17 protein-coding genes are annotated in these 20,313 nt (G+C 50.1%); 10 read left to right on the forward strand and 7 right to left on the reverse strand.

Features of this window, described 5'->3' with window-relative positions:
• Positions 1–95: 95 nt before the first annotated feature.
• From ACFOET_RS14810 to ACFOET_RS14830, 5 genes are read left to right on the forward strand one after another with little or no spacing between them, the layout of a single operon-like run.
• Positions 96–965: a hypothetical protein gene (locus ACFOET_RS14810; protein WP_379024012.1), complete on the forward strand. Its 870-nt coding sequence runs from the start codon at positions 96–98 to the stop codon at positions 963–965.
• A gap of 34 nt (positions 966–999) precedes the next feature.
• On the forward strand, positions 1,000–1,371 hold the full coding sequence (locus ACFOET_RS14815) for a hypothetical protein (RefSeq protein ID WP_379024014.1): 372 nt from the start codon (positions 1,000–1,002) through the stop codon (positions 1,369–1,371).
• A complete protein-coding gene (locus ACFOET_RS14820) occupies positions 1,368–1,910 on the forward strand; it encodes a YceI family protein (protein ID WP_379024016.1) in 543 nt (180 codons plus the stop codon). Before ACFOET_RS14815 ends, ACFOET_RS14820 begins: the two co-directional genes overlap by 4 nt.
• A 16-nt stretch (positions 1,911–1,926) precedes the next feature.
• Positions 1,927–2,880: a DUF5777 family beta-barrel protein gene (locus ACFOET_RS14825; RefSeq protein WP_379024018.1), complete on the forward strand. Its 954-nt coding sequence runs from the start codon at positions 1,927–1,929 to the stop codon at positions 2,878–2,880.
• Between the two features lie 25 nt (positions 2,881–2,905).
• A complete protein-coding gene (locus tag ACFOET_RS14830) occupies positions 2,906–3,289 on the forward strand; it encodes a DUF2784 domain-containing protein (RefSeq protein ID WP_379024020.1) in 384 nt (127 codons plus the stop codon).
• Here ACFOET_RS14830 and ACFOET_RS14835 read toward each other — a convergent pair whose 3' ends face one another.
• From ACFOET_RS14835 to ACFOET_RS14845, 3 genes are read right to left on the reverse strand one after another with little or no spacing between them, the layout of a single operon-like run.
• Positions 3,290–3,517, reverse strand: coding sequence for an AtpZ/AtpI family protein (locus tag ACFOET_RS14835; RefSeq protein WP_379024022.1), 228 nt, complete (start codon positions 3,515–3,517; stop codon positions 3,290–3,292).
• Positions 3,489–3,920, reverse strand: a complete 432-nt coding sequence (locus tag ACFOET_RS14840) for a bactofilin family protein (RefSeq protein ID WP_379024024.1) — start codon at positions 3,918–3,920, stop codon at positions 3,489–3,491. The genes ACFOET_RS14835 and ACFOET_RS14840 overlap by 29 nt, the downstream gene beginning before the upstream one ends.
• A gap of 32 nt (positions 3,921–3,952) precedes the next feature.
• The gene (locus tag ACFOET_RS14845) at positions 3,953–4,837 is read right to left on the reverse strand and encodes a M23 family metallopeptidase (protein WP_379024026.1); all 885 of its coding nucleotides are present in this window, start codon (positions 4,835–4,837) and stop codon (positions 3,953–3,955) included.
• Between the two features lie 172 nt (positions 4,838–5,009).
• Between ACFOET_RS14845 and porW the strand changes: the two genes are divergently transcribed.
• From porW to ACFOET_RS14870, 5 genes are all read left to right on the forward strand, one after another.
• The gene (gene porW / locus ACFOET_RS14850) at positions 5,010–7,802 is read left to right on the forward strand and encodes a type IX secretion system periplasmic lipoprotein PorW/SprE (RefSeq protein WP_456320334.1); all 2,793 of its coding nucleotides are present in this window, start codon (positions 5,010–5,012) and stop codon (positions 7,800–7,802) included.
• Between the two features lie 28 nt (positions 7,803–7,830).
• The gene (locus ACFOET_RS14855) at positions 7,831–10,074 is read left to right on the forward strand and encodes a penicillin-binding protein 1A (protein ID WP_379024030.1); all 2,244 of its coding nucleotides are present in this window, start codon (positions 7,831–7,833) and stop codon (positions 10,072–10,074) included.
• Between the two features lie 5 nt (positions 10,075–10,079).
• On the forward strand, positions 10,080–11,876 hold the full coding sequence (uvrC, locus tag ACFOET_RS14860; RefSeq protein WP_379024032.1) for an excinuclease ABC subunit UvrC: 1,797 nt from the start codon (positions 10,080–10,082) through the stop codon (positions 11,874–11,876).
• A 98-nt stretch (positions 11,877–11,974) separates the two neighbouring features.
• Positions 11,975–12,193, forward strand: a complete 219-nt coding sequence (locus ACFOET_RS14865; protein WP_379024034.1) for a quinol oxidase subunit 4 — start codon at positions 11,975–11,977, stop codon at positions 12,191–12,193.
• Positions 12,190–12,987 carry a DUF4382 domain-containing protein gene (locus ACFOET_RS14870; protein WP_379024036.1) on the forward strand — a complete coding sequence of 266 codons (798 nt, stop codon included), beginning with the start codon at positions 12,190–12,192 and terminating at the stop codon, positions 12,985–12,987. Before ACFOET_RS14865 ends, ACFOET_RS14870 begins: the two co-directional genes overlap by 4 nt.
• Before the next feature lie 253 nt (positions 12,988–13,240).
• Here ACFOET_RS14870 and ACFOET_RS14875 read toward each other — a convergent pair whose 3' ends face one another.
• The 4 genes from ACFOET_RS14875 to ACFOET_RS14890 all read right to left on the reverse strand — a co-directional run bounded on the left by ACFOET_RS14875 (position 13,241) and on the right by ACFOET_RS14890 (position 20,279).
• Positions 13,241–14,923, reverse strand: a complete 1,683-nt coding sequence (locus tag ACFOET_RS14875) for a RagB/SusD family nutrient uptake outer membrane protein (protein WP_379024038.1) — start codon at positions 14,921–14,923, stop codon at positions 13,241–13,243.
• 35 nt (positions 14,924–14,958) lie between these two features.
• Positions 14,959–18,168 (reverse strand): SusC/RagA family TonB-linked outer membrane protein, encoded by a 3,210-nt coding sequence (locus ACFOET_RS14880; RefSeq protein ID WP_379024040.1) that lies wholly within the window; start codon positions 18,166–18,168, stop codon positions 14,959–14,961.
• Between the two features lie 236 nt (positions 18,169–18,404).
• Positions 18,405–19,586, reverse strand: a complete 1,182-nt coding sequence (locus ACFOET_RS14885; protein WP_379024042.1) for a FecR family protein — start codon at positions 19,584–19,586, stop codon at positions 18,405–18,407.
• Positions 19,587–19,691: 105 nt separating this feature from the next.
• The gene (locus tag ACFOET_RS14890; protein ID WP_379024044.1) at positions 19,692–20,279 is read right to left on the reverse strand and encodes an RNA polymerase sigma factor; all 588 of its coding nucleotides are present in this window, start codon (positions 20,277–20,279) and stop codon (positions 19,692–19,694) included.
• Positions 20,280–20,313 lie beyond the last annotated feature (34 nt).

Here is a 20,313-nt window from a genome sequence, read left to right on the forward strand (position 1 = left end):
AAAAGGTTGCCTGACGAAAATAAATTTTTTGGACCCGTTTGAGGCAACCTGTCGCACAATCACTCCGTATTGCTAGTATGGAAACCAAGAAGTGATTGATAATCTACGAAGTTATGGAGTCTTACCGCATTAGTACAGTTTGGTTAGCGGCCACGGTGGCTTGCTTGCCAGTCTTTTCCTGCAAAGACGATGACCAGCTTGAACCCGAGCCGGAGAAAATGGGCATTCTCATCCAGACGGATGCTGCCTTCGGACAGGTATTGACAGACAGCGCAGGCAAGGTGCTTTACCTTTTCTCCCGCGATGCCAACGGAAATTCCTCGTGTGCCGGAAACTGTTTATCCCTGTGGCCGAAGTACTACAGCAGCCATGCATCCGGAAGCGAAGGCATCGATGGCGAAGACATCGGCACGATCACGGCGGCAGACGGCTCGATGCAGACCACCTATAAAGGATGGCCACTGTATTACTATGCCAATGATGGCACCCCGGGCGAAATAAATGGCAATGGCGTGGGAGGCAACTGGTTTGTGGCGAAGCCCGATTATTCGGTCATGCTGGTGCAGCATCAACTGGTAGGCGGCAATGGGACGCTGTACACCCAGGACCTGACGCCCGGAGAAGGGATGACGCGGTACCTGGTCGATGCCTATGGGCGTACACTATATGGATTCCGTAACGATCGATACCATACCAACAACTTCACCAAGCCCGATTTCAGCAATAACAGCGTGTGGCCGATTTATGAATCTGAGGTATTGGCCGTACCGTCAGCCATTGACCGCGGTGATTTCGCGGAAATAACCGTGCATGGGCGAACACAGCTGACCTATAAGGGGTGGCCGCTCTACCGGTTCGAACAGGATGCGTTGCGTGGCGAAACCAAGGGGGTCGATTTTCCGGCGGTGGGGGTCTGGCCGGTCCTGCGTCCCGATTCACCCGTGGCTGAGGGCGCGGATGACTGACTGCGATTTTACAACTAAAAACAATGAATAGATTATGAAACCAAAACAATGGAAGGTGTCGTTATTAGCGCTGATCGTTATTTGTTTTACCGGGTGCGGAAAGGATAAGGACAGCCCTGCTCCTGAGCCGCCTCCGGGTAATGGGGGTGGGGAAGTGACGGAAGAGAATGTATCCTACACAAACTTCGTCGGATCACTGTTGCAGTCCAAGTGCAGCAGTTGCCACACCGGCTCAGGACCGGGCACGTCCCAATGGATGTTCTCCGGATACAATTCGGTGAAAGATAATCTGGCACGTATTAATGACGTGGTTATTGTCCGCAAAGTGATGCCACAAAACGGTAGTTTATCCAATCGGGAGCTGAATTTATTGAGGGCATGGGTTGATAAAGGCGGGCCGCAATGATCAACGTTTTGGTATGGCTGTTCGTGACGATCCTAAGCTTGCCCGCGGAGGCTCAGGGCATATTGATCGATAAAGAAAGCCGGATATCATTCTTTTCGGAAGCACCATTGGAAAACATCTCGGCAGAAACAAAAAAGGCGGCCTCAGCGCTTGATATGGATAAGTATGAGATCGCGTTCAAGGTACCCATAAAATCGTTCGTGTTTAAGAAGCGATTGATGCAGGAACACTTCAACGAAAACTATATGGAGAGCGATAAATTTCCGTACGCCACATTCAGCGGCAAAATCAATGAACCGCTGGATTGGCAAAGGAATGGCGCCTATCAGGTAACGGTGTCCGGAAACTTGGAAATCCATGGGGTGAAAAAGTTGTACACGACAACGGCGACCATTGAAGTGTCGGAGACAATGGTGGGGACCACTGCCAAATTCCGGGTCCGGGTGGTGGACCATAATATCAAGATTCCCCGGGTTGTCATCAAAAATATCGCCGAAGTGGTGGAGGTAGACGTTTCGGCAACTTATCGAAAGCAATAATAAACTATTTTATTCTATGAATCTATCGCGACTTATCAATCGCATCTTTCTTTTGTCTGTGACCCTGGCGACTTTTTATGTGCAGCTGGCCGCTCAGACCGATTTGGAAGCGACGCTTGCCGGCGACAGCGTAAACTGGACGCGGGAAGAAGTGGAAGCCACCTTCAAGACCACCCGTATCATCAATAGCCAATCTGTCGAGACCATCCGCAAGCGCGAGCTTGATTTCAAGGTAGACCATCGTTTCGGAGATATCGCAGGTGCCAATGGTGGTGCCAAGAATTTCTTCGGATTGGACAATGCTACCGACATCAAGATTGGCTTTGAGTACGGAGTTACGGACCACCTTAATGTAGGGATTGCGCGGGCAAAAGGGGCTACGCGCGTGTCGCAGCTGTATGAAGCGAACCTGAAATACCGATTGCTGCGGCAAACGGTCAATGGAAAGATGCCGCTGTCTGTGACGTTATACACCAGTGTCGTCATACCAGGGGTGCGCGCAGACCGACAAAATGATGATGAGGCGATTTCATACCGGCAATTTTCCGATCGGCTTAACCTAGTCGGCCAGGTGATTATCGCCCGCAAATTCGGGTCAAATCTGTCATTGGCACTGCATCCCACATATATCCGTCGGAATACAACGGCCAATTACGACGGTGAAGAGAACCTGTTTGCCCTGGGGATAGGGGGAAGGCTGAAGGTAAGCAGGCGTATGGCGCTGGTGATGGATTATTTCCTGCCTTTCCGGTCAACGGCAAGCAAGGAAGGGTATGCGGATGCCATCACCGCGTTATACAATCCTTTAGGGGTAGGGTTGGAAATCGAAACGGGCGGGCATGTGTTCAACCTTAACTTTACCAATGCCACGGCTATCCAGGAAATGCAATATATCCCCGAAACCACGTCGACATGGACGAAGGGCCAATTCAGGTGGGGTTTTACGATTTCGAGGCGGTTTTCGTTATGAACCCCTTAAATCGTACCTTTGAAGTATGGTTTGGCTGAAATTCCTTGACATTTTCTTTACCCTTCTCCACCTGCTGATTATTGGCTTCAACTTGTTGGGATGGATATGGAAACGTACGCAGCGGCTTCACCTGTACAGTGTAATACTCACCGCAGGTTCCTGGCTGCTGCTCGGAATATGGTTTGGAATCGGTTATTGCCCCATTACGGATTGGCAATGGCAGGTAAAAAGCAAATTGGGGGAGCATGACCTCCCCAATTCGTTTGTCAAATACCTGTTGGACAACGTTTCCGGTTCAGCTATCGATGCCGGCTTGGTGGACCGCATTACCGCCATCAGTTTTGCCGTGGTTGCCCTGTTATCTGTCTACCTGAACGTTAGAAAAAAACGGAAAGGGACAACCGGGTAGCTATTTCCCCCGTCGTGTCACCGCCCGTATCACGGTATAGATACTGATGCACACGCCGGCTAACGCAAACAACGCCGTCCAAAGCAGCACCTCGCTGTTCCGCGACTCATCGATCCGGAATCCGATATAAGTAAATACGCCGATAATGGCAATCATTTGAAAGCCCACTCCGGTAAAATAGGCATATTTGCCTAAGCTTCTATTCGGTGACGGCTTGTGATTTTTCATAGGAAATGAGCTTCACTTCGGGCAGACGGCCAGGCAGATTTAAGCTTTTACTGGTTGTACACCTGCCATTGATAGAAGCCCCGTCTTCCACAACAAAACGCATTGCTTCGATGTCGCCCTGAATCGATGCGGACTGGTTGAGCTGAAGTACCTCCTTTGCGATCACTTGTCCGCGCACGGTGCCCGAGATTTCGCCAGACTGGCAGTTGATGTGGCCGTCGACCTCCCCGCTTTCGCCGACGACCAGCTTGGCCGTACACGTGACATTGCCTGTGATGTGGCCATCGATACGCAAATCTCCCGGGGTGTTGATGTCGCCAGTGATTTCTGTTCCCTGTGCGATTAGGTTGAAGCTGCTCCCCCGTTGTTCTGGTACTCTTTCGTTTTTCTTGTTTGCAAACATGCTGGTGTTGCTTAGGTAAATTACGGTATTTGTTAAAAAGCTATGTAATCAGTGGGATTTACCGGATTGCCATTATGCCACAATTCAAAATGAAGGTGTGGACCTGTGCTCAACTCTCCCGTATCACCAGCAAAAGCGATAACTTCGCCACCGCGTACAAAACTACCAACTTTTTTGATAATCGAGGCACAATGTTTATACAGAGACAGTATGTTATTGCCATGTTGGACGATCACCACATAGCCGGTTTCAGGGGTATAGGAGGCGAATACCACATGCCCGCTCAGCGTAGCCCGCACCGGTTCATGCTGTTTCACCGCAATGTCAACCGCGTAATGTTGCTCCTGAGGGTTGAAGCTGGAGCTGATGATGCCCTTGATGGGATTGTAAAAGGTGTAAGACGAAATCCCGGTCCGGGTACTCCCCGTGTTTTCCGGTAAGTCGTAGGGTGCCCCGGACTCTACCAACTCACGCAATGCCAGTTCATCGGCCGAAACGCCGACACCGAATTCGCTGTCTGCGATCACTGCGTTATCTTGATCGCCAATAGGTTGTCTGCTTACTTGCTCCATTGTCTCACCGGCTTCTCCGCTGATTACCGCCCGGATGTTGTTTAGATAGATTTCGTTCGCCTGTGCCATGTGGTCCAGGGAGTCGATGCGGGCATAGGCTTCAATCAATCGTCCGCGTTCGTAGCCGCTCAATGACGTCCCGCCTACATATTCACGGAGCGGGGTTGACCGGATCAGCATGATGGTAAATATAACGAGTATCACTGCTGCTGATACCGCACCGGTAATCCAATACCACAACCTGCCGGTAAAGGCGGCTTTTTCTTCAAAAGTTTCCTCACGGAGGACCACTACCTTGTAGCGCGCATCGAGGGCTTTGCTGAGCTTGTTTTTCCGTTTGGCCAATGCTTATCCTTTCCCATGCGGTGTATCAAAATAAATTGATTATTTTTGCACATGCATTCCCAGCAAAGATATTCATTTTGTATGGTAGATCGGCTAAGAAACAGCGGCATTGAAAAATAACCCTTATTCCTTTTCTCTTATCCGCGTCAGTGCGTTAGTTATATTGCACTGTGTGGTTATTGCTTGTTCCGTAAACAAGGAACAAGGTCGGTCTGAGTATGATATGATGGAAAATCTAACAGCGAGGTACAATATTGTGTACCACGGCCGAAAAATCATCGGAGACGTCGAACGGGAAAATTTCGCCCTGCATCAAAATAATTACCAGCAATTGCTGCCTGTCTTTATCGAGCCAACTGAAGCGACAGCTTCGGCCAACACCGCGTTGATGGATTCGGTCATCGGCAAAGCATTGAACATTATCAATACAAAGTCCAAAAGCAAGTATATTAATGAAGCATATCTGCTTACGGGGAAAGCCAATTATCTGAAAGGGAATTATTATAACGCCACAGAGTTCTTCACCTATGTAGCGAACGCATTCGCCGACATGCCAGAATACCGGCAGGCCGCTCTGGCTTGGAAAGCACGGTCGCTGATGCAATTGGGTAACCTTACGGAAGCGGGGATGGTGCTGGATACCGTGTTTATGGGACTGGAGTCAGAAGACAAATCCGTGGGATTGATTTTTGCTGCCCAGGCCAAGCACTACCTGCTTACACACGATGAAGAATCTGCGATTACCATGCTCCAGCAGGCCCTTGAACATACCTCGCATAAGCCAACAAAATTGCGTTGGCATTATTTGCTGGGCCAGTTGCTGCAAATGCATGGGCGGGATGAAGAGGCGTATCGGCACTTTTCCCGTGTGGTGAAGAGTAATGTCGCCTACGAGATGTCGTTTTATGCTGATTTGAACAGGGTATATTTGGCGACGGCAGAAAATCCTTCCGGCGCAGACCGTGTAAGATTACTGAAACGCATGCTGCGGGACGGCAAAAACACAGCGTTCAGGGATCAGATTCACTACCGGATAGCTGAAATATATTACGCAGATGGCAACGTACCCCAAGCCCTCGCCCATTACGAGCTGGCGCTGCGGCAGCAAAGCAACAACCGGTATCAGACCGCAATGAGTTACCTGAAGCTGGCTGATCATTATTTCGGGCAGGGCGACTACCAGACCAGCAAGCATTATTACGACAGCGTAGGTATGTCTCTTCCGGCTGATTTTCCGGATGCAGGGGCTGTGCAGCGCAAAATCGCTAACCTGGACGATCTGATAGCCGAATTGCAGACCGTCGCCCGCGAGGACAGCCTGCAATACCTGTCGGGGCTCAACGAAGTTCAGCGACAGACGGAAATCGACAGCATCATCGCCCGCGACTGCGCTAAGCTCCAACACGACAGCAGGGCGAAAGTGGACAGGAAGAAATCGGGGCAAACATCGCCGCGTTCGCCGTTTGATGACATGGTGGGGGGGACGGTGACATATACCGACAATCGCTTCTACTTCAATAACGCCGATGCCATGGCCATGGGACAGGCCGAATTCAGGCGACGGTGGGGCAGCCGTCCGCTGCGCGACAATTGGCGGTTCAGCGATATGATAGATGGAACGGCGGCTGTTGAACCGCCGAGCGCTATCGGTACGGAGACGGCAGCTGCTGCAGACACCGCTGCGCTGGATAGTGCTGCATGGGCTTTCAAGCTACGGGAATCGTACCTGGATGCCCTGCCCAATACCGCGGAGAAATTAGCCGCTTCACATCAACGCATACACGATGCCCTGCTGCGTATCGGAAATACATACCGCGATGAATTGCGTGACGACGAAGAAGCGGCAAATACCTACGAGGAACTGCTGAGACGCTACCCCGATACGGACGATCGCGCATTGCTGTACTATAACCTATATAGGCTTTATGCCCAAACCGATGAGGTGCGGGCCGCCTATTACCGCGAGAAGCTATTGGCAGAATTTCCGGAGACACTTTACAGCCGGATCATCCGAGATCCTCAATATTTGGCCAAACTTGAACAGCAAAAGCAGGCGCTGGACGAGGCGTACGAAAAGGTATATACGCAATATACGCAGCAACAGTATAGCCAAGTGGTCGACGAGGTGACACGCTTGCTGAGCCAACAGGACGGGAGGCAGCAGACAATGAGCCAATTGGCCTACCTAAGGGCACTGGCGTGGGGCCGGACCTCCGGACTGGATACATTTGAGCACGCACTGAAACAACTGGTGGCCGACTTTCCGGACGACAGCCTCATCACGCCGCTGGCCGGTCAGCACCTGGCATTCATCGAAGCCAATAGGGATACCTTGGCTAACCGGATGGTTGCACTGTACGGAGTCGATGGCAACCGGGCGCGATTTGTAGATGAGCCGACCATGACGTTGTGGCCGCAATTGGTCATCCATAGCGGACCGGATCGGCCGGTGCCACGCCGTCAACTGGCAGTATCTGCAGCAGGACAGACCGCTGTGCGGGGAAACGCTGGCCTCGGCACGGTACAGGGCTTGGCGAGGCAACAGTTGGCAAAGACGGCCGAGGTGGGTGAAGTCGGGCCCAACGTCTACCGAAACCTGGAATTGCTGCCCGACTCGGCAACTTACTATTTCGTGATAAATGTGATGAACGAACGCGTCAACCTCGCTCCCTCAAGGTTCGGCATCGGTCAATTCAACCGTACCCGGTATACGGGGGGCGGAATCAGCCACCAACTGAAGGCGGTAAACGATGAAAACCAGCTGATCTACATAGGGCCCTTCGATTCGTATGACAACGCAAAGCTGTACGAAACGCAGATTCTCCCCTTACTGCCCGATATCATGAAAATCCCGGGCGACATCTACAATACGTTTGTAATTACTGATCGCTATTTTGGCACGCTATCTGATTTTGACAAGATCGACGATTACTATACGATTTATTGGGAGGAAACGAGTAAGTGAATAAGTGAGTACGCAGTACTAGACGATAATGAAGAAACAGACAACGAAAAAAAACGCGTTAACCAAAGAAGACGTCAGCCGGTATACTCGTAATTTCTGGACCATACTGATCGGCGCCATTTTATTAGGGTTCTTGTTTATTTTTAGCGTAGGAATCGGTTTTTTCGGCAAGTTGCCGACTTTCCGCGACCTGGAAAACCCGAAAAGCAATCTTGCTTCTGAGGTAATCTCGGCCGACAGCGTTGTGTTAGGTACATACTTCGTACAGAACCGCTCCAATGTGCGGTATGACGAACTGTCACCCCACCTTGTCCAGGCGCTCATTGCCACAGAAGACAAGCGTTTCTACAGGCATTCGGGTATCGACTACCGCCGTACCTTCACCATTATTTTTTATAACCTCATCGGGAAGCGGCAGGGTGCCAGTACCATCACCCAGCAGCTCGCGCTCAATCTATTTTCCGAGGGGCGCGCACGGAGCACCGGCAAGCGTATCATTCAGAAATTCCAGGAGTGGGTCACCGCCGTGCGTCTGGAGCGCAACTACACCAAGGAGGAGATCATTACCATGTACTTCAATACCGTGGATTTCGGCGCCTATAACACCTATGGCATCAAATCGGCGGCACGTACCTATTTCAACACCACACCAGACAAGCTGAATATCCAGCAAGCCGCCATTTTGGTCGGAATGTTGAAGGGTCCGGGCATTTATTCGCCGGTTCGGTATCCGCAAAATGCGATCAGGCGCCGTAATGTCGTGATCGACAACATGCGCAGTATGGGTTTTATCACCAGGGAAGAGTCGCGGCGCTTGCAGAAGGAGCCGCTGGTGCTGGATATGCGTATATCGAATTACGGTGAAGGGCTTGCACCCTACTTCCGCGCCGTGATGAAAAGGGATATCCAACGCGAGTTCAACGAACTATCCATTACCCAGGCTGATGGAACACCGTGGGACCTGGACCGGGATGGCCTGAAAATTTATACAACTATCAACTCAAAAATGCAGCTTTATGCCGAAGAGGCGCAGCGGGAATGGATGAAAACTGTACAAGCCAGTTTCGACAGGCAATGGAGGAAGCGCGATCCGTTTGCCGGGGATAAAGCAAAGTTGCTCGAAACTGGCATGAGGCGGTCTGACCGCTACCGGGTACTGAAGCAGGCAGGCAAAACGGATGAAGAGATCAAAAAAGATTTCGATACCCCCACACCGATGACCATTTTTACATGGGAGGGCAACAAGGATACGACGATGACGCCAATGGATTCCATCCGCTACAATAAACTGATCCTCCGGAATGCGTTGATGTCGATGGAGCCGCATACCGGCTACGTGCGCGCTTGGGTAGGCGGCATCAATTTCGAGCATTATAAGTATGACCAGGTGAAAATGGGTACGCGGCAGGTGGGATCAACGGCCAAGCCGTTTACCTATGCCGTGGCTATCGATAATGGCTTTTCTCCGTGTTTTCAGGTGCCCAACGTGCCGCTGACCGTGGGTAGCGGTCCGTATGCCTGGACGCCGCGTGGCGAATCTGTCGGAAGCCCGATCACCCTGCGCAGGGCGCTGGCCCATTCGCAAAACTACGCTACGGCGTACATGATCAACGAAGTGGGGGCCAGGTCGGTGGCTACGCTCACCAAGCGGATGGGGGTAACCTCCGAAGTGCCGGAGTACCCCTCCATCGCATTGGGTGCCTACGAAGCCTCGCTGTACGACATGGTAGGGGCCTATTCGGCCTTCGTCAACCATGGGGTATTGATGGAGCCTATTTACATCCTGCGTGTCGAAGACAAGAACGGGATGACCATCTATGAGCGGACACCGCGCGTGACGAAAGTATTGAACAGTGAGAGCGCATACATCATGGTGGATATGCTTAAGAGTGTCGTGGATGAAGGGTCCGGACGAAGGTTAAGGTTCAGGTACAGCTTTACCAACCCGATGGGCGGTAAAACCGGAACGACCAATGACAACGCGGATGCTTGGTTCATCGGTATTACGCCAGAGCTGGTTAGCGGTGTATGGACGGGTGCCGAAGACCGGGGTATCAGCTTTTCTTCCATGGCCGAAGGGCAGGGTGCTCAGGCAGCGTTGCCCGTGTTTGCGCTTTATATGCAGAAGGTGTACGCTGATGCTTCACTCGGGTACTCCAAGGGCGACTTTCCTTTGCCTGAAGGCGGGCTCACCCGCGAACTGGACTGCAATAAATACCGGGAGCTTATGCCGGATGAGGAACCGCGTCTGGACGACCGGCTTGGGTTTTAGTAAACATGGCTAATTTCGACTACCGCAAAGCGATTGAAGAGATACCGCACCGGCCGGGTGTATACCAGTATTGGGATGCCAATGGCGAGCTGATGTATATCGGCAAGGCCAAAGATCTCAGAAATCGGGTTAGCTCGTATTTTGTAAAAACCAATCTGCTCAACGGCAAGACGCGCGTACTGGTGCGTAAAATCAATCGCATCACCTTCACCATCGTCGATACGGAAATCGATGCGTGGCTGCTGGAAAACAGCCTCATCAAAAAGCATCAGCCACGTTACAACGTGATGCTCAAGGATGATAAAACCTACCCCTGGATTGTCATCAAAAATGAACGTTTCCCACGGGTTTTCCCCACAAGGCGGTATATTAAAGACGGGTCCAAATATTTCGGCCCGTATGCTTCCGTAGGTATGATGCACGCCATTATGGATACGATCCGAGAGCTGTTTCCCCTGCGTACCTGCAACCTCGCGCTCACACCGGAAAATATCAGCAAAGGCAAATTCAAGGTATGCCTCGAATACCAGATCGGCAATTGTAAAGGGCCATGTGAGGGCTATCAGAATGAGGAAGACTACGAGCAGAACCTGAACGACATCCGCGATATCCTGAACGGCAAGATCGGTGTGGTCATCCGTCGGCTAACGGACCAACTGGACAAGGCGGCGGCGGAACTAAATTTCGAGTACGCGCACATGCTGAAAAGCAAACTTGATCTCCTGGCCCGGTATCAGAGCAAATCGACGGTAGTTAGCTCATCCATTACGAACGTAGACGTGTTCAGCGTTGCTTCTGACCAGGGCCACGCATTTGTCAACTATTTGAAGGTGATGAATGGCGTGATTATCCAGACGCAAACTGTGGAACTCAAAAAACGGCTCGATGAAACTGATGCCGAATTGTTAACTTTAGCTATCCCCGAGATCCGCAATCGCTTTCAAAGCACATCCCGCGAAATCATCGTCCCCTTCGCCATCGGTATCGAAACGGAAAACCTGAAGTTCACCGTGCCGAAGCAAGGCGAAAAGAAAAACCTTCTCGACCTTTCGCTGAAAAATGCGCTATACTTTAAAAAGGAACGACTTAACCAGTATGAAAAGCTGAATCCGGAACTCAAGACCGAGCGCATTCTGTCGCAGATGCAAAAGGATCTCCGGTTGAACGTCCTGCCGAGACATATCGAGTGCTTTGACAATTCCAACTTCCAGGGTAAGTACCCAGTGTCTGCGGTAGTGGTATTCCGGGATGCGAAGCCATCGAAAAAGGACTACCGCCATTTCAATGTGAAAACCGTCGAGGGCCCAAACGACTTTGCGACCATGGAAGAGGCCGTGCACCGGCGATACCGGCGGCTGCTGGATGAGGGGCAAACATTACCGCAACTGATTGTTATCGATGGGGGCAAAGGCCAGCTTTCCGCTTCATTGAAGAGCCTCAAATTGCTTGGCATTGATAAGCAGGTCACCATTATCGGCATTGCCAAACGACTGGAGGAAATCTATTATCCCGGAGACCAATACCCGATGTACCTGGATAAGAAGTCCGAAACGCTGAAAGTGATCCAGCAGTTGCGCGACGAAGCACACCGTTTCGGCATTACGTTTCACCGCAAGCAGCGGAGCCTGAAAACATTCCGGACTGAACTGGAAAATATTCCAGGTATCGGTAAGACGACTGCCGAGAAGCTGCTGAAACAGTTTAAGTCGGTAAAAAAGATCCAGGAAGCTACGCCCGAACAGCTTCGCACGATACTATCAGATAAACAGGCACGGGCCGTGGAAGCCTATTTCCATGTATAATAAAGTGGACGGCTGACTTTTTCTAATTGGCTGTAAATTAATAGATTTAGTTTTTGGGCAGGTTTTTGAAGGCGATAGCCTAAGATGAGGAGGAATGTATGAGATACTTAGTGACATTATTATTTGCCGCTACGGTATTGTGGATGAGTTCATGCACAGTGCACCGCACGGCAGGAAAAAGCGGTAAGGTGCCGCCCGGTCAGGCCAAAAAAATCACGGGAAAGAAGTCGGCGCGTGACCATGCGCCGGGCCAACGGAAGAAAAACTTCCAACGAAAGAAAGACCTATTGTATAACGACATAATTAATGAGCGATGAAAAGCATGCGATTTGTTTTGCCCTTGCTGGCAATAGGGTGTGCTGTGCTGTTTTCCGCAGCATGTAGTAAGCGTGATTCACACTCGGCCGGTACCGCGAAACTCGATCTGCGGTTGACCGACGCTCCCGGAGCTTTCGATGCGGTGTACCTGGATGTGCAAGGCATACAGTTTCATGTCGATGGGTCGGGCTGGATATCAGTGGACCCTGTAGTTCCAGGAACCTATGATTTACTGAAGTTTCGCAACGGTGCAGATACACTTTTGGCCCGGGCGGAACTTCCAGCTGGAAGACTTTCGCAGGTGCGCTTGATACTGGGTGGTGCCAATGGCATCGTGGTAGACGGTACGGAATACCCGTTGGATGTGCCCTCCGGTCAGCAGAGCGGGTTGAAGTTAAACGTACATGAAGAATTAGCACCTAATGGCTCGTATGAGATGTGGACGGATTTTGATGCCGCCCGCTCGATAGTGCAGACAGGCAATGGGTCTTATAAATTAAAGCCGTTGATCCGGGTATTCACCAGGCTGACCGACGGCCAGATAAAAGGTTTTGTGGCGCCGATGGAGGCGAACCCGATCATCTACGCAATCAATGGAGCGGATACGGCAAGCGCCTTTCCCAATCCGGATGGATTTTTCCTGATCCGCGGATTGCCGGAAGGGTCGTATACACTGCGGATAGAAGCTGATAAAACAGCTGGGCTGGCCGTTTATGAGCAGAGCGTTTCTGTTTCATTCGGCGAGATCTCTAACGTTCAAACCATCACGCTAACGGCCGGATCTGCGGACTAACGGTCAGTGTCTTGGCCTCGCGATCTTACCAAAATGGGTGTCCAGAAAACCTGGGATTATCCGCATAGGCTATTGTTACATATTGTCCCGCGGAGTGAATGGGCAGTTTATCACTGTATTCCTGTCAACAGAGCATGGGCTGCAACTGCGTGTAGATGGTCAATAACGATCGGCATCTATTTTTCAGGACGGATGATAAAAATCCCCGCCATTTCGACGGGGATCTGAGCACTTCGATTGATATGTTCCGTGCCTAATTATAGCCCGGATTTTGATGAAGGTTGTTATTGCCGGATATCGCCTGCGTCGGAATCGGGAATCGTTTGAGATGGTCTGATGTTGGTTCATGGTCCCACCACCTTTCCGTGGTAAACTTATTCCACCTTATGAGATCGGTTCTTCTGCGTCCCTCGCCTAAAAACTCGATACCCCATTCATCTAGCATACGGTATTCATCTAAGTTGGCTGCCGTCGCTGGGTTAGGATCTGTCCCTTCGAAATTGCGCACCCTCACCTGGTTGATCAAGTGGGCCGCCTCTTCAGGATCTCCCGCCCTGAGTCTGCACTCCGCCAGCATATAGTATATTTCCGCCAGCCGGATAACCGGATTGTCCGCACCCCAACGTAAGCTTTGATCTGCGTTATTGGGGATCGGTACTTTCACCAATCTCACTCCGGTATTTTCTTCCCCCTCAGACATTTTGGATGGTAAGTCGTTTATTGAGCTGTAGCGCTTTCCCGGGCCTACCTCGCTGAACCGCGCTACTTGGTCGACGAAAACCAATGGCTGACCATTGTATTCCTCGCCACCGACTATCTGTTCGCCCGCCGGTGTTGTGTGGTTTCCCACTAGGAACATCCCTTCGTACCTGCCGTTTCCATGATATACGTACGGTTTTTTTCGTAGGTCACCGTCGTCGAATTTTTCAAAAGGCGAACCGAGCTTAAAATCTGTGCTGTAAGGTGATCCGTCCGGCTTCAAAGACGGAGTGAGGTGAGCGCCGTTCCAGGGACCACCGTCGATGTCGAAATATTTTACCGTATTATAGTGGTAAAAAAAGTTGAAAAACCAATCGTATTGCAGGTAGTTGAATTCGGACGGTATGGACCAAATGATTTCTGGTGACGAATCGTTTGTAAACGAATGCGGACCGTACCATGTCGCATCGAGACTATATACACCATACTTTTGATCTATGATGTCACGGCATAGTTCCTCGGCTTCTGCAAATCGGTTTTGGCCCGTATAGGCTTCCGCATTGAAGTACAGGCGAGCCAATAGTGCAGCGGCAGCAGCCTTTTTCATGGCCCCTTCTTCCTTTTCACCTGCAACTTTCGACGGAAGTTTTTCGATGGCCTCTATCAATAGACGCTCAATATGATCAAACGTTTCTTGATCGGTGTTCCGTGGCAAGGCCTCTTGGTCAAGGGATTCGAAAATCGGCATCCCGCCAAAGTAGTCGAGGCCACGCATGTAAAAGAAAGCGATCAGTGCATTGAGCTGGCTCAGGTGGTCATCTTTGTCAGCCTGCGTCAGAGCAAGCGATTCATAGTCTACCCTTTCGAGGTCCTGCTTGGTATCCAGAGCCAGTGCAACTCCCATGAGTGTGCCGCGCCACGTACCCCATATCCAACCGTCGTCCTGTGTCCATCGATGATAATGAAACCGCTCATTTTCACCCCCATTGTACCAATGGCGTCCTTTTGTTGAGATGGCGAACTGGTCTGCGGGATACTCTTGCAGATTCCAACGGTCTTCGCCCATGTACCAACGCGCGTGCGTAAACGGCCGGTATAGCGCAGCTTTTACGTCTTTTTCGCTTTTGAAAAATGTCTCGGGCACCACCTGGTCGAACCATTCCTGCTCTAATTTCAAGCAGCTCGAGAAGCTTAGAACCGCGATGAGACATAGCAGGTTATTTAGTGTACTTTTCATGATATTATCCTTTATGTATTATTTCACGCCTATTGTTAGAAATTGACCTGTAGTCCCAGCATAAACGTTCTCGTTTTCGGATAAGCATCGCGCTCTTCGAAGCCAGGCTCAAGGCCATTGATGTTGACTTCCGGATCAAGACCGGAGTATTTTGTAAAGACAAATAAATCACGGCCCGCAGCATAGATCCTGAGGTTCTGCAATGGACGAATAAGACGCTGTGGTAAAGTATAGCCAATGCTGAGTGCATCCACTTTGACGAAATTACCCCGTTCCAACCAGTAGTCGCTAAGTTCTTTTTCTCCAATGATGTTCTTGTGATCCTCATAGGCTTTGCGCAGTACATTCTGCCCGGCCACGTTTGGTACACTGTAATACATATTGATCATGTTGAACACATCATAACCCAGCCAACTCCGCAAGTAAAGGCCTGCATCGAATTGCTTATAACGGAGGGAATGGTTCCATGATAGGATGAGTCTTGGTATCGCGTTGCCCACAAACGATTTGTCGGCAATAGCTTTTGTCCGTTCGGTTACATCAAAAGCATTTCCATCCGCGTCGTATAACATCCAATTGCCTTCATCTGTAAATCCGGCGTGTCGCCAGAGAAAAAAGCGGCCGATTTCCTCGCCGGGGTATAGCCTTACCGCGTTTCCTGGCGATCCGGGAGCTGGAAAGCCTTTTCTGTCCTGGAATGTGGTGCTGCCCCATAAGGAGGTCAAAACGCTTTTGTTATGTGAGTAAGCGAGCGTGGAGGTGTATTCCCAGTTTTCATTGGTTACAATAATGCCTGTAAAATCGCCTTCAAATCCCCGGTTTTCCATATTGCCGACATTCATGGTGGTCTGGTCATGGATGGCCGGAGGTTGCGACACGCTAATGCTGTAAATCATGTCGTCTACCTTCCGATTGTAATAATCAAAACGTCCGGTCAGCCGGTTGTTGAACAATCCAAAATCGAAGCCCACGTTAAGTTCTTTTTTGACTTCCCACTTGATGTTTGCATTTTGGTTATGTCGTACTCCAAACGTCCGTATCCAGTCTCCGCCGGTGAGCCACCAGGTATCTGGGCTGTACATCCGGAAGGCGACGTGGGAGTCAAACCCTTCATTTCCTGTCTCTCCGTACCCTCCGCGAAGTTTCAGGTCACTGAGGATGGTGCTGCCTTTAAGGAATGTTTCTTCAGACACCCGCCACCCAACTGATATGCCAGGAAAAGTGCCCCAACGGTTTTCTTTCGCAAATTTTGACGAACCTTCCTGCCTCACCGATGCTGTCAATAGGTAGCGATCCATGAACGAATAGTTAACTCGGCCGAAAAATGCTGCAAGTTTAACCGACGGACTTCTCCAGGAGCCCATACCCGCGCGTCCCTCGGGAAGGAATGTGCCAGTACCTAAACTGTGCTCTTGCAGTCCGTCCACCGGGAAGTGGGAATTGCTGGCATTGAAGCCGCGTCCGTTGAAATCTTGATAACTATAGCCTATTACCGCATTGATACTGTGGTTAGCAATGAGTTTGCTATAATTGGCCGTCCACTCAAATGTGCGGTCGTTCCATCGGCGATATTCTTGGCGGGCGTAGCCATCGATGCCATTCAATCTTGAAATCCGATGCTGGCTTGATCGGTGAAATACCGGATGGTCAGAACGGTTATTTATACCCACCATTACCGAGGTGTTCAAATCGTCGGTGATATTTACTTTCAGGGTTGAATTTGCCAGGAGATCCCGATATTCATTTTGGTTTTTAATCAGCATTGTCTCAGCCACCGGATTCCAGTACTCATAGCCTCCCGTCCAAACGTTGTAACCCGTAGGATTTGTTGCATCGTATGGTGTTTCGGTAGGGTTCAATACTAGCGCCATATTGAATATTGCGTTGTCGTTTCGATCCGTATTTAACTGAAAGAAATTGGCATTACTGTGGTTGTAGCTGATGTTGCTGTTGATTTCGGCCAACCCATTCAATAACTTGAAGGAACTGTTTATCCGTCCGCCATACTCCTTGCGGCTTGAGCCGATAGCGATACCGGTAGCATCGCGGTAGTTGACGGTCGCATATATCTGTGCGTTTTCCGTGCCGCCATTCAAATTAACCACATGCCTATGGCTGAACGGGTTGTCATTGGTCACCTCATCATACCAATCGGTACGATGGCCAAGATCTTCCCCGCGTCCATTAGCCACGAATTCCTCCGCTGAAAGCACTTCCGGTCGTCGGCGCACCGTCTCCATAAAGCCTTCTGTAGTGTAGGTGACGTTTGCCGATCCGGCACGTGCACGTTTGGTGGTGATTAATATTACACCACCCGATGCCCGAGTTCCGTAAATGGCGGCCGCAGAGGCGTCGCGTAGCACGTTAATAGATTCGATGTCTTCCCGTACCACGGTGCTCAAGCTCCCGCCCGGTACGCCATCGATGACGATCAATGGTCCTTGCGAAGCGTTGATGGAGTTAATGCCCCGCAGTTGCACGCTGATGCCTGCATTCGGATCGGTGCCGTTGGTGGAAGCAATGGTAAGCCCCGGCACCTTGCCTTGTATAGCCATTAAAGGTGAAACAGTACCCTGGATAAGGTCCTTGGGGCGCATGGTCGTAACTGCAGTCGTCAAATCCTTTTTTTCGATTGTGCCGTAGCCTACCACTACAACCTCGTCCAAATTCGCCATGTCCTCTTGCATCGTCACCATTACGGGGCTATTGGCATGCGCCGTCACTTCTTGGCTTACATATCCGATGTAAGTCAGGACAAGTACGGCCGGCGAACGGCTTACCGTTAACGAAAACTGACCATTATCGTTCGTAAACGTGGCATTGCTTGTTCCCTTCTCGACGATGCTCACGCCGCCTAAGCGCTCGTTGTCTACTGTTTCAACATAGCCTGTTACGGTCTGCTGCTGAATAAGCGGCCTCTCGTGCACTACAGTTCGTTTTGGCGCCCTATTTTCCTTATCGAGTATGACGATGGTTTTGTTATCTATTAGATAGTCGATGGGCTGGTTTGCGAAGATCATCTCCAGTACTTCTTTCAATGGCCTGTCTTTTACGTTGATGGTCACCGGGTGAGCCTTCTTAAGCTGGTTGGTTTTAAAAATGAAATCAATTTCGCTCTGTTTGCGGATTTCCAGGAGTACCCGCTGCAGAGGTGCGCGCTGTACAGCGAGCGTAACCGGTTGAGCAAGCGCCGCTGCGGAAACTTGCATACAAGCGGAGATGACAACGAAGATGACAAGCTTCATGCGGAGAATAAACATTAAGGTGTGTGATGGAGATGTGATGCGGACGCATCCATTTCCGCAAAGATTAAAATGCATATCTTTGTGAGCTTTGGGTGAATAATTAATTTAATATCAGCAAGAATTGGATTGAGAATTTCCCAATGATTACCGGGGATGCTGGCGGGCATTCCCGGTCTTCTTATCTTCCGTTTGTTAATCAGGTGTAGCCGTGGTTTTCCATAATTGTGTGTTTTTATTTAATAATTGGTTAACTGTCCCGCTTTTTCGTGTTTCGAAGAAAGAAACACGGTGTCGTTTCCTATTTTGGAGGCCAGTCCCCCGGACAACTCCAATATACGTAATACTTCTGAAAGGTTTTTGTGACGGGAAATCTGGCCATTATAACGTTCATCCGGTAGCTTGCTCTCGTAAACAATCGCTACATCATACCACCGGGATACTTTGCGCATGATGCTTTTCAGGTTTTCATCGGCGAAGATAAAGTCACCGTTTTTCCAATCGACAACGGTTTCAACATCGACCTCGGTAACAGTGAGGCCATTGGCCCCGGCTTTACATTGCTGTCCGGGTTTCAGCGATGCCGAGGACTGCGGGGTGATGACGCGGACGGCACCCTCCAACAATGTAGTGGTGGTGGTGCTTTCGTCTTCGTAGGCGTTGATGTTCAGTTGGGTGCCAAGAACTTCTGCAACAAGCGCTTTCGTTTTCACGCGAAAGGGGACGCGCCGGTCGCCCTCCAGCCAGGTGCTGACCTCGAAATAGGCTTCACCTTCCAGTTCCACCACGCGCTCGTTAGTAGCAAATTGCTTGGGGTAAGTCAGCGTGCTGAGTGCATTGAGCCAGACTTTTGTCCCGTCATGCAGGGTGATTTGATACTGGCCGCCTTTCGGTGTGACCAGTTTATGCGCGACGCACCGGGATGTGAGCAGTTTGGTACCGTCGCTATAGGAAATATCCTTGTCTGTAATTACGATGCCTGGCTGATCGCTGCTTAATGCAATACTTTCGCCCCCTTCGAGCATCAGTGTAGCACGATTGCCACCTGGAGCGGCGTCATTGGTGATGTTTGCACTTTCCGGCATAACATCCGTTTTCAAAGAATTTAGGTAGACGTATAGACCGGTTGTTGCGGCTATGAGAATGGCGGCGGCTGCAATCACTGCCGCGTAACCGAACGCCGTTTTGCCTTTTTTCTTCTCTCCTTCACCAAGGTCTAGCTTAGCAAAAATGCGCGACAGGACAACCTCATCGGCAGCTGAGTCTACACCGTTTTCGAGGTGTTTTTCAATGACACGTTCAATATCGGTTCTGCGTTTGCCGGACCGTATGATACGGACTAAACGAGCCGCTTCCTCCGGTGAACAGGAGTTGTTGAGGTACTTTTCGAACAGCTGGTATATGTCCTGCAGATTACCCATTTTCTGTCTTTATTAATTAATACAGAAAACAGGCGGCGTTCCTCTGCTCATCCGACAAATTTTTTTGAATGAACGGATGATTAAGCTGTATTATTCTTCTGTGTATTAAAGGAAATGCAGGGCAAAGATCAATCCAAGCGCCTGCTCGGAAAGGTAATGAGCCTTCAGCGATTTGTTTGCTTTTACGATGTGGTCACTGATTGTGGCAACAGAAATACCAAGGATACGGCTCACATCTTCATAACTTTTCCCCTCGATCTTGCATAGTAGATACACCAAGCGCCGTTGCGGTGGAAGCTGATGAATACCATTGGTGATAATCGCTTGCGTTTCTTTAAAAGCCATTTCCTCATCGACGTGCTGGTAATTAGCTGTCGAACTCTCGATCAAATAATGTTCTAAATGGCGTTGTTTGCTTTGCACATGAAAAAAATCGTAAACCAAATGCTTGGCAATGGTAAACAAGTACGATTTGAAAGATTTCGTAACGTCAATGGATTCACGTTTCTCCCATACACGCTGAAAAAGTTCCTGTAAGATTTCCTCGGTAGTATCGGTAGACTTTACCATCTTCAGTATGTTGCCCCAAAGTCTTCTGCTGTAAAAAAAATACAAGCGTTCAAAGGCATTGACATCCCCTTTTTGTAATGAAACGAGTAAACTGGGTTCATCGAATGGCGTCTTGACTGGCATAATGCTTCCTCAAATCTTCAACTAGGTTTTTATT

The sequence above is a fragment of the Parapedobacter deserti genome (assembly GCF_042646065.1).
GTDB lineage: Bacteria > Bacteroidota > Bacteroidia > Sphingobacteriales > Sphingobacteriaceae > Parapedobacter > Parapedobacter deserti.

Excerpts from the sequence above, each read along its gene's own strand:
- ACFOET_RS14835 (WP_379024022.1), bottom strand. The coding sequence starts at position 3,517 with ATGAAAAATCACAAGCCGTCACCGAATAGAAGCTTAGGCAAATATGCC.
- ACFOET_RS14865 (WP_379024034.1), top strand. The coding sequence starts at position 11,975 with ATGAGATACTTAGTGACATTATTATTTGCCGCTACGGTATTGTGGATG.
- ACFOET_RS14840 (WP_379024024.1), bottom strand. The coding sequence starts at position 3,920 with ATGTTTGCAAACAAGAAAAACGAAAGAGTACCAGAACAACGGGGGAGC.
- ACFOET_RS14890 (WP_379024044.1), bottom strand. The coding sequence starts at position 20,279 with ATGCCAGTCAAGACGCCATTCGATGAACCCAGTTTACTCGTTTCATTA.
- ACFOET_RS14885 (WP_379024042.1), bottom strand. The coding sequence starts at position 19,586 with ATGGGTAATCTGCAGGACATATACCAGCTGTTCGAAAAGTACCTCAAC.
- uvrC (WP_379024032.1), top strand. The coding sequence starts at position 10,080 with ATGGCTAATTTCGACTACCGCAAAGCGATTGAAGAGATACCGCACCGG.
- ACFOET_RS14830 (WP_379024020.1), top strand. The coding sequence starts at position 2,906 with ATGGTTTGGCTGAAATTCCTTGACATTTTCTTTACCCTTCTCCACCTG.
- ACFOET_RS14880 (WP_379024040.1), bottom strand. The coding sequence starts at position 18,168 with ATGAAGCTTGTCATCTTCGTTGTCATCTCCGCTTGTATGCAAGTTTCC.
- ACFOET_RS14855 (WP_379024030.1), top strand. The coding sequence starts at position 7,831 with ATGAAGAAACAGACAACGAAAAAAAACGCGTTAACCAAAGAAGACGTC.
- ACFOET_RS14825 (WP_379024018.1), top strand. The coding sequence starts at position 1,927 with ATGAATCTATCGCGACTTATCAATCGCATCTTTCTTTTGTCTGTGACC.
- ACFOET_RS14820 (WP_379024016.1), top strand. The coding sequence starts at position 1,368 with ATGATCAACGTTTTGGTATGGCTGTTCGTGACGATCCTAAGCTTGCCC.
- ACFOET_RS14870 (WP_379024036.1), top strand. The coding sequence starts at position 12,190 with ATGAAAAGCATGCGATTTGTTTTGCCCTTGCTGGCAATAGGGTGTGCT.
- ACFOET_RS14815 (WP_379024014.1), top strand. The coding sequence starts at position 1,000 with ATGAAACCAAAACAATGGAAGGTGTCGTTATTAGCGCTGATCGTTATT.
- ACFOET_RS14875 (WP_379024038.1), bottom strand. The coding sequence starts at position 14,923 with ATGAAAAGTACACTAAATAACCTGCTATGTCTCATCGCGGTTCTAAGC.